This window comes from Streptomyces carpinensis, from assembly GCF_002154505.1.
Classification (GTDB): Bacteria; Actinomycetota; Actinomycetes; order Streptomycetales; family Streptomycetaceae; genus Streptomyces; species Streptomyces carpinensis.
The window spans coordinates 1-8,845 of the sequence record NZ_MUBM01000267.1 but is presented as its reverse complement, the minus strand read 5'-3'; the positions used below and the strand labels follow the sequence as shown (position 1 = coordinate 8,845).

The window sequence follows — 8,845 nt, the reverse complement described above, 5'->3', positions numbered from 1 at the left end:
CCCCCTCCCACCTCCCCGAGGACAGTCATGCCGCCGCTGCGCACCGCCCTGCTCCAGAGCTCCGGCCGCCCCGGTGCCGTCGCCGGGAATCTCGAGGTCCTCGACGCCGCCGCCGGCCGTGCCGCCGCCGCGGGCGCCGGGCTGCTGCTGGCGCCGGAGATGTTCCTGACCGGGTACGCGATCGGCGACGACATCGGCCGCCTGGCCGAGCCCGCCGACGGCGACTCCGCCGACGCGATCGCGGAACTGGCCGGCCGGCACGGCCTGGCGGTCGTCTACGGCTACCCCGAGCGGGACGGCGACGCCGTCTTCAACTCCGCCCAGCTGATGTCCGCCGACGGCACGCGCCTGGCCAACTACCGCAAGACCCACCTCTTCGGCGGCTTCGAACGCGACCACTTCACCCCGGGTGAGCAGCCGGTCGTCCAGGCCGAGCTGAACGGACTGACCGTCGGCATCCTGATCTGCTACGACGTGGAGTTCCCGGAGAACACCCGCGGCCACGCCCTGGCCGGCACCGACCTCCTGCTCGTCCCGACGGCGCTGATGCACCCGTTCCAGTTCGTCGCCGAGTCCCTCGTGCCGGTACGCGCCTTCGAGAACCAGATGTACGTCGCGTACGCCAACAGGGTCGGCCGGGAAGGCGAGTTGGAGTTCACCGGGCTCTCCACGCTCGCCGGCCCCGACGGGATCACCCGCGCCCGGGCCGGGCAGAGCGAGGAACTGGTCCTCGCCGACGTCGATCCGGATCTGCTCGCCGCCTCCCGCGAGGCCAACCCGTATCTGCGGGACCGCCGCCCCGGCCTCTACGGGGCCCTCGCCTGAACGTCCCCCAGCCCCCACCCAGTTCTTCCCGCTCTTCCCGCGCAAGGAGTCCGTACCCCATGACGTCCACGGTGCCCAACGCCGTCGAGCACGCAGACGAGCAGCAGCCGCCGATCACCATGTTCGGCCCGGACTTCCCGTACGCGTACGACGACTTCCTCGACCACCCGGCGGGCCTCGGCCAGATCCCCGCGACCGAGCACGGCACCGAGGTCGCGATCATCGGCGGCGGACTGTCCGGCATCGTCGCCGCCTACGAGCTGATGAAGATGGGCCTCAAGCCCGTCGTCTACGAGGCCGACCAGATCGGCGGCCGGCTGCGCACCGTCGGGTTCGAGGGCTGCGAGGAGTCGCTGACCGCCGAGATGGGCGCCATGCGCTTCCCGCCGTCCTCCACCGCCCTCCAGCACTACATCGACCTGGTGGGTCTCGAGACCCGGCCCTTCCCGAACCCGCTGGCCGAGGCGACCCCCTCGACGGTCGTCGACCTCAAGGGCGAGTCGCACTACGCCGAGACCATCGACGACCTGCCGCAGGTCTACCGGGACGTGGCCGACGCCTGGAACAAGTGCCTGGAAGAGGGCGCCGACTTCTCCGACATGAACCGCGCCATGCGCGAGCGGGACGTCCCGCGCATCCGCGAGATCTGGGTGCGGCTCGTCGAGAAGCTCGACAACCAGACCTTCTACGGCTTCCTGTGCGACTCCGAGGCCTTCAGTTCCTTCCGGCACCGGGAGATCTTCGGCCAGGTCGGCTTCGGCACCGGCGGCTGGGACACCGACTTCCCCAACTCCATCCTGGAGATCCTGCGGGTCGTCTACACCGAGGCCGACGACCACCACCGCGGTATCGTCGGCGGCTCGCAGCAGCTGCCGCTCCGGCTCTGGGAGCGCGAGCCGGAGAAGATCGTCCACTGGCCCTACGGCACCTCGCTGAAGTCCCTGCACGTGGACGGCGAGCCGCGTCCGGCCGTGACCCGGCTGCACCGCACCGCCGGCAACCGGATCACCGTGACGGACGCGAGCGGCGACATCCGCACCTACCAGGCGGCGATCTTCACCGCGCAGTCGTGGATGCTGCTGTCCAAGATCCAGTGCGACGACGGGCTGTTCCCGATCGACCACTGGACCGCCATCGAGCGCACCCACTACATGGAGTCCTCGAAGCTGTTCGTCCCGGTCGACCGGCCGTTCTGGCTGGACAAGGCCGTCGACGACAGGGGAAATCCGACCGGCCGGGACGTCATGTCGATGACGCTCACCGACCGCATGACCCGCGGCACCTACCTGCTCGACGACGGGCCCGACCGGCCGGCCGTGATCTGCCTGTCGTACACCTGGTGCGACGACAGCCTGAAGTGGCTGCCGCTGTCCGCGAACGAGCGGATGGAGGTCATGCTGAAGTCGCTCGGCGAGATCTACCCGAACGTCGACATCAGGAAGCACATCATCGGCAACCCGGTGACGGTCTCCTGGGAGAACGAGCCCTACTTCATGGGCGCGTTCAAGGCCAACCTGCCCGGCCACTACCGCTACCAGCGGCGCCTGTTCACCCACTTCATGCAGGACCGGCTGCCGGAGGACAAGCGGGGCATCTTCCTCGCCGGCGACGACATCTCCTGGACGGCCGGCTGGGCCGAGGGCGCCGTCCAGACCGCGCTGAACGCGGTCTGGGGTGTCATGCACCACTTCGGCGGGGCGACCGATGCGGCCAACCCCGGCCCGGGCGACGTCTACGACGAGATCGCGCCCGTGGAACTCCCCGAGGACTGAGCCCCGGCGCGGCCCGGTCGGCCGGGTGTCACACCCCGGCCGCCCGGGCCTTCTCGTACACCTTCGCGGCGACGTCCTTGAGCTCCTGGGCGTCCCGCACGCTGCTCTGGAGGTCGACCATGATCTCTTCCAGGCCGATCTGCGCGTGCGCGAGCAGGTCCTCGACGATCTGGTCGGTGCTGCCGTGGAACGGGCGCCGGTCGGTGCCCTCGTGGGCCTTGGCCGAATAGCGCGCGTTGGCCCGCAGCACCGTCTGGATCGGCTGCTGCCGGCCGCGCTCGGCGGCCAGGTCCTGCAACGCGGCCCACTGATCGGCGAGCTGTTCGACGCCCATGCCCGTCGGCAGCCAGCCGTCGGCGTGCTCGACGAGCCGCTCCCGCGCCTTCCGGGTGCTCGCGGCCAGCAGGATCGGGATCGGCCGGGCGGGCTTGGGGCCGACCGCGGCCGAGTCGATCTCCGTGATCCGGCCGTGGTGGCGCACCGGGTCGGGACCCCACACCGCCCGGCAGACGTCGATCACCTCGTCCAGCACCCGGCCGCGCTCCTTGATCGGCCGGATTCCCGAGGCCGCGTACTCGTCGAGGGACCAGCCGGTGCCGAAACCGGCGATCACCCGGCCACCGCTGGCCGCGTCCAGCGAGGCGAGGGCCTTGGCGAGCTGAAACGGCACGTGCAGCGGCGCCACCAGCACACTGCTGCCCAACCGGACCCGCTCGGTGGCCGCCGCGGCCAGGGTGAGCGTGACCAGCGGGTCGGCCACATGGCGGTAGGACTCGGGCCAGGGCAGGCCCTCGATGCCGTACAGCCCCTGGGTGGCGGGCTCCGGGAACAGGGCCCGCTCGTACACCCAGAGGCTGTCGTAGCCGATGTCTTCCGCGGCGCGTGCCACGTCCGGCACGTCCTTGCCGAGGTCGTACTGCCGATTCTGCGGAAGGCCGAGTCCCAGACGGATCGCCATGGCGGTGTGCTCCTTCGTGATCGTCAGTGTCCATCGATCAACGTACCGTGATCACGCGGGAGTTCCCGGGTCCTCGGCCCGATGGCCCTCGGCCGCCGGTTCTCAGTCCGGCAGGGGCGTGAGCATCATGCGACCGGCGAAGCCGACCGCCGCGTCCAGCCGCTGGGCGAACTCCTCGGCCACGTCGGGCAGCCGGCGCAGCGCCCACAGCGCCCGCGCGGCGGACCAGGCGGCGTCCCGGGCCCGCTCCAGGCTCCACGCGCCGAGCAGATGGGTGATGGGGTCGGCGATCTGCAGCAGGTCGGGGCCGGGCATCAGATCCTCCCGGACCCGTTCCTCGAGCGCGACGAGGAGGTCGCCGACGCGGTCGAAGTCGCTTTCCAGCTCGTCCGGCTCGCACGCCAGCGCGTGGCAGGTGTCCACGACCGCGAGTGCCAGGTCGTGGCCGATGTGCGCGTTGATGCCCGCGAGCGCGAACTGCAGCGGCCGCACGCCGGGATGGCGGCGGAACTGCAGCAGCGGACGCCAGCAGGCCGGCGCGGGCCGCCCCTCGGCCGCCGCGTCCACGGCGGCCAGATACCGCTCGGCGAACCGCACGTCCAGCGTGGCCGCGGCCCGCGGGTCCGCGAACCGACCTGCCGCGAGGCGCCGGTCGACCGCCTCGGTGACGGCGAGGTAGACCCGGTTGAAGACAGCGATCCCGTCCCGCTCCGGCAGCGCGGCGTCCAGCTCGCGCATCCGGGCGACGGCCGCGTCCACTGTGTCCAGGCGAAGGGTGAGTTGTGCCGATTGCCCCATGGGGGCAGCGTCCCAGGCCCGGCCCGGGACGGGTGCCGACGGGCCCGGCGCTTCCCCAGAACGGGGGAACTCGCGCGTGGTCCGGGCCCGGCGGCGGGACGTGTGCCTACGACTCGGCGCGCCGCGTGCCGGCCCGCCCCGGCTCGTCGTACGACGACGTGCCCTCGTCCAGCAGCGGCTCCTGCCTCTTCAGGTGCGGGGGCGCGAACGCGCGCAGCGCGTGGTAGCCGGTGATCACGACGACCGTGCCGAGCGCGATGCCGCTGAGGGAGAAGGTGTCGGTGAACTTCATGCTGACGTTGCCGACGCCGATGATGATGCCCGCCGCGGCCGGCACCAGGTTCAGCGGGTTGCGCAGGTCGACCTTGGCGTTGATCCAGATCTGAGCGCCGAGCAGCCCGATCATGCCGTACAGGATGACGGTGATGCCACCGAGGACACCCCCCGGGATCGCGGCCACGATCGCGCCGAACTTCGGGCAGATGCCGAACAGCAGCGCGAAACCGGCGGCGGCCCAGTAGGCGGCGGTGGAGTAGACGCGGGTGGCGGCCATCACGCCGATGTTCTCGGAGTACGTGGTGTTGGGCGGTCCGCCCACGGCCGTCGACAGTATGGAGGCCACGCCGTCCGCCGAGATGGCCGTGCCCAGCTTGTCGTCCAGCGGATCGCCGGTCATCTCGCCGACCGCCTTGACGTGTCCGGCGTTCTCGGCGACCAGCGCGATGACGACCGGCAGGGCGACCAGGATCGCCGACCAGTGGAAGGCCGGTCCGTGGAAGGACGGCAGCCCGATCCAGTCGGCCTTGCCGACACCGGAGAGGTCCAGGCGCCAGTGGTCGGTGAGCTTGCCGCCGCCGTCCACGGAGTGGATCTTCCCGAAGACCTGGTCGAAGACCCAGGAGATGGTGTAGCCGAAGACCAGACCGAGGAAGATCGCGATCCGGGACCAGAATCCGCGCAGACAGACGACGGCCAGCCCGGTGAACAGCATCACCAGCAGCGCCGTCCACTGGTCCTGGGGCCAGTAGGTGGAGGCGGTCACGGGGGCGAGGTTGAAGCCGATCAGCATCACGACCGCGCCGGTGACGATCGGCGGCATCGCGGCATGGATGATCCGTGCGCCGAAGCGCTGCACGGCGAGACCGACCAGAAACAGGGCGATGCCGACCACGAGGACCGCGCCGGTGACGGTCGCGCTCGTGCCACCCTGCGCCCGGATGACCGCGGCGACCCCCACGAAGGACAGCGAGCACCCCAGGTAGCTGGGCACCCGGCCGCGCGTGGCGAGCAGGAAGATCACGGTCGCGACGCCCGACATCATGATCGCGAGGTTGGGGTCGAGGCCCATGAGCACGGGGGCCACGAAGGAGGCGCCGAACATCGCCACGACGTGCTGGGCGCCGAGTCCGACCGTGCGGGGCCAGGAGAGCCGTTCGTCGGGCCGGACGACCGCTCCGGGTGCGGGCGTGCGCCCGTCACCGTGCAGTTTCCAGCGCACGCCGAGGTCCATGGTGGGGTTTCGCTTTCTCTGAACGGGAAGATGTCCGAAACCCATTGTCCGGGTTCCCGGCGGCTGACCAGCACCTTCCCCACCGGCAGTCCTGAGCGTCCGCTTAGGATGGGGTTCGTACCCCCTCCTCACCGGCATGTTCAGGAGTCCCGCCGTGACCGCCGAAGCACCCGTCGCCCCCGCCCTGTCGTACGGTCGGCTGATCCCCGTGACCGTCCACTTCGACGACCTGGACGCGCTCGGGCTGCTGCACAACGCCCGCTATCCGCTGATGGTGGAGCGGGCCTGGACCGAGTTGTGGCACGAGCACGGCTTCCGCTTCGAGGGCGACTGGGCGGCCGCCGGGGACGCGTGCAACGCGGTCAAGGAACTGCGGATCAGCTACGAGGCGCCGGTGACCCGGCCGGGCGGGTACGCCGTCCACCTGTGGCTGGAACGGCTCGGCAGGACCGGCCTGACGTACGGCTTCCGCTTCTGCTCGGCCGACGGCGCGGTGACGTACGCCACGGGCAGCCGCGTGCTGGTCCGGCTGGATTCCGCCACTTTGCGGCCCGCGCCGTGGAGCGAGGGGTTCAGGGCCGTGGGTCGGGAACTGCTGCTGCCGGCCGGCTGACCTTCGGACGGTCCCGGTCGCCCGCCCGCAGCACCCCCGCGAACGCGGCCAGGCCGCACGCCAGCAGCGTCACCAGACCGAACGACACCACCAGGCTGGTCGCCTGGGCGAGCCCGCCGATCGCGCTCGGCGCCACCAGCCCGGACGTGTACGTGATCGTCGCCACGCCCGCGATGGCCTGGCTGGGGTTCGGCCCGCTGCGGCCGGCCGCGGCGAAGCACAGCGGCACCACGACCGCGATGCCCAGGCCCATCAGCGCGAAGCCCGTCATCGCCACCGCCGGATGTCCCGCCACGACGACGAGCAGGCCGCCGAGCACCGCGAGGACGCCACTGGCCCGCACCGTGCGCACGGAGCCGAAGCGGTCCACCACCTTGTCGCCCGCGATCCGCGCGACGGCCATGGTGAGGGTGAATCCGGTGGTGCAGGCCGCCGCGAGCCCGGCCGAGGTGTCCAGCTGATGGCGCAGGTAGACCGCCGACCAGTCCAGGCTCGCCCCCTCCGCGAACACCGCGCAGAACCCGATCGCGCCGATCAGCAGTGCCGACTTCGGCGGCAGCGCGAACCGCGGCGGCGGCTCCTCGTCCTCGGCCGGCTGCAGGTCCAGGACCCAGGTGCAGGCGATCAGCCCCAGCACGGTCAGTACGCCGGCCGCCAGGGCGTGGTGGAGGCGGGCGTCCGAGCCCAGGTGCGCGGCGAGCGTGCCGGCCGCCGAGCCGGCCAGGGCGCCCGCGCTCCACATGCCGTGCAGGCCCGACATGATCGAGCGGCCGAGCCGGTTCTCCACCTCCACGCCGAGGGCGTTCATCGCGACGTCCGCCATGCCGGCCGAGGCGCCGTAGGCGAACAGGGCCAGGCAGAGGACGGGGAGGTTCGGGGCGAGGGCGGGCAGGACCAGGGAGAGCGTCCACAGGGCGAGCAGGCCGCGCAGTGCGGTGCGGGCCCCGTAGCGGTGGCTGATGCCGCCCGCGAGGGGCATCGCCACGGACGCGCCGAGCGCGGGGAAGGCCAGGGCGAGGCCGAGCTGACCCGGGCTGACGGAGGCGTGGTCCTGGATCCACGGCACCCGGGTCGCGAACGAACCGGTGACGGCGCCGTGCACGGCGAAGACGGCCGCCACGGCGTACCGGGCGCGCCGCACCTCGCGCTGTTCGTAGACCACTGTCATTCTCCGGCCCCTCCCCGTGTATTCCGGCGCCCCGCCGCTGTCCCGCCGCATCGCGCCGCAGTAAACTATCAGGAACCCTGCCTGTTATATAGGGGATATACGGCCGCCCCGTCGCGGCCCCGCAGATCTGGGAGGATTCCCGGCATGCCCGCATCCCCGAGCACCGCCCGGGCCATCAACGACCGGCTCGCCCTGCGGCTGTTGCAGCAGGAGGGACCGTTGACGGCAGGGCAGCTGAAGCAGCTCACCGGCCTGTCCCGGCCGACGGTCGCCGACCTCGTCGAACGCCTTACGGTCTCCGGCCTGATCACCGTGGTGGGGGAGTCGGGGGAGCAGCGGCGAGGTCCGAACGCACGGCTGTACGGCATCGTCGCCGACCGTGCCCACCTGGCCGCCCTCGACGTACGCACCGAGAGCGTCTCGGTGACCGTGACCGACCTGCTCGGACGGGAGCTGGCCGACGCCTCCGTGCCGATCTGCGGGGACACCGGGACCGGGCCCGCGGTGGAGCAGGCGGTCACGCTGGTGGAACGGGTGGCGAAGGAGGCGGGGGCGGAGCAGTTGCACACCGTCGGCGTCGGCGCCCCGGGCCTCATCGACCCGGTCACGGGCGAGCTGCGCGACTCCACGGGCCTGCCCGAGTGGCACCGGCGGCTGGTGGCCGCGCTGCAGGAGCGTCTGCCGCGGGCCCGGGTCATCGTCGAGAACGAGACCAACCTCGCGGCGCTGGCCGAGCAGCGGGACGGGGCCGCGCGGGACAGGGACACCTTCGTCCTGCTGTGGCTCGGCCACGGCACCGGCGCGGCCGTGGTCCTGGACGGAGCGCTGCGCCGCGGCGCCTCCGGCGGCACGGGCGAGATCGGCTTCCTGCCCGTGCCCGGCACCGGGGCCGTCCCGTCGGCGACGGACTGCGCCGGCGGCTTCCACTCGCTGGCCGGGTCGGCCGCGGTGGTGGAACTGGCGCGCGCCCACGGGCTGTCGGGGCAGCAGCGCGGGCGGGAGCCGGCGGCCGCGGAGCTGGTGCGCCGCGCGGTGACGGCGCAGGCCGCCGCTGCGAACGCCGCCCCGGCGGACGCCACCCGGGCCGCGGAGTTCCTGGACGCCCTCGCCGACCGGATCGCCCTCGGTGCCGCCTCCGTCGTGGCCGTCCTGGATCCCGGATGCGTGGTCCTGGCGGGGGAGACCGGGCAGGCCGGCGGGG

The 8,845-nt window shown here is 72.3% G+C and carries 8 protein-coding genes; 4 read left to right on the top strand and 4 right to left on the bottom strand.

Translation table 11 applies throughout. From position 1 onward, the window contains the following. Positions 1-36: 36 nt before the first annotated feature. Together BZY54_RS32215 and BZY54_RS32210 are read left to right on the top strand one after the other, a co-directional pair. Positions 37-825, top strand: coding sequence for a carbon-nitrogen hydrolase family protein (locus BZY54_RS32215; RefSeq protein ID WP_086728858.1), 789 nt, complete (start codon positions 37-39; stop codon positions 823-825). A 59-nt stretch (positions 826-884) separates the two neighbouring features. Beyond that, positions 885-2,597 carry a flavin monoamine oxidase family protein gene (locus tag BZY54_RS32210; RefSeq protein ID WP_086728857.1) on the top strand — a complete coding sequence of 571 codons (1,713 nt, stop codon included), beginning with the start codon at positions 885-887 and terminating at the stop codon, positions 2,595-2,597. A gap of 28 nt (positions 2,598-2,625) precedes the next feature. On the opposite strand, the gene BZY54_RS32205 is transcribed toward BZY54_RS32210, so the two are convergent. From BZY54_RS32205 to BZY54_RS32195, 3 genes are all read right to left on the bottom strand, one after another. Then, a complete protein-coding gene (locus BZY54_RS32205; protein ID WP_086728856.1) occupies positions 2,626-3,555 on the bottom strand; it encodes an LLM class F420-dependent oxidoreductase in 930 nt (309 codons plus the stop codon). A gap of 102 nt (positions 3,556-3,657) precedes the next feature. Beyond that, a complete protein-coding gene (locus BZY54_RS32200; RefSeq protein WP_086728855.1) occupies positions 3,658-4,353 on the bottom strand; it encodes a DUF5995 family protein in 696 nt (231 codons plus the stop codon). A gap of 106 nt (positions 4,354-4,459) precedes the next feature. Next, positions 4,460-5,863 (bottom strand): uracil-xanthine permease family protein, encoded by a 1,404-nt coding sequence (locus tag BZY54_RS32195; RefSeq protein WP_086728854.1) that lies wholly within the window; start codon positions 5,861-5,863, stop codon positions 4,460-4,462. A 154-nt stretch (positions 5,864-6,017) separates the two neighbouring features. On the opposite strand from BZY54_RS32195, the gene BZY54_RS32190 reads away from it, so the two are divergent. Beyond that, the gene (locus tag BZY54_RS32190) at positions 6,018-6,476 is read left to right on the top strand and encodes an acyl-CoA thioesterase (RefSeq protein WP_086728853.1); all 459 of its coding nucleotides are present in this window, start codon (positions 6,018-6,020) and stop codon (positions 6,474-6,476) included. On the opposite strand, the gene BZY54_RS32185 is transcribed toward BZY54_RS32190, so the two are convergent. Beyond that, the gene (locus tag BZY54_RS32185; RefSeq protein ID WP_086728852.1) at positions 6,436-7,644 is read right to left on the bottom strand and encodes an MFS transporter; all 1,209 of its coding nucleotides are present in this window, start codon (positions 7,642-7,644) and stop codon (positions 6,436-6,438) included. The genes BZY54_RS32190 and BZY54_RS32185 overlap by 41 nt on opposite strands. A gap of 144 nt (positions 7,645-7,788) precedes the next feature. On the opposite strand from BZY54_RS32185, the gene BZY54_RS32180 reads away from it, so the two are divergent. Beyond that, positions 7,789-8,845: ROK family transcriptional regulator (locus tag BZY54_RS32180; protein ID WP_086728851.1), on the top strand; the 1,057-nt coding region annotated here is incomplete at its 3' end.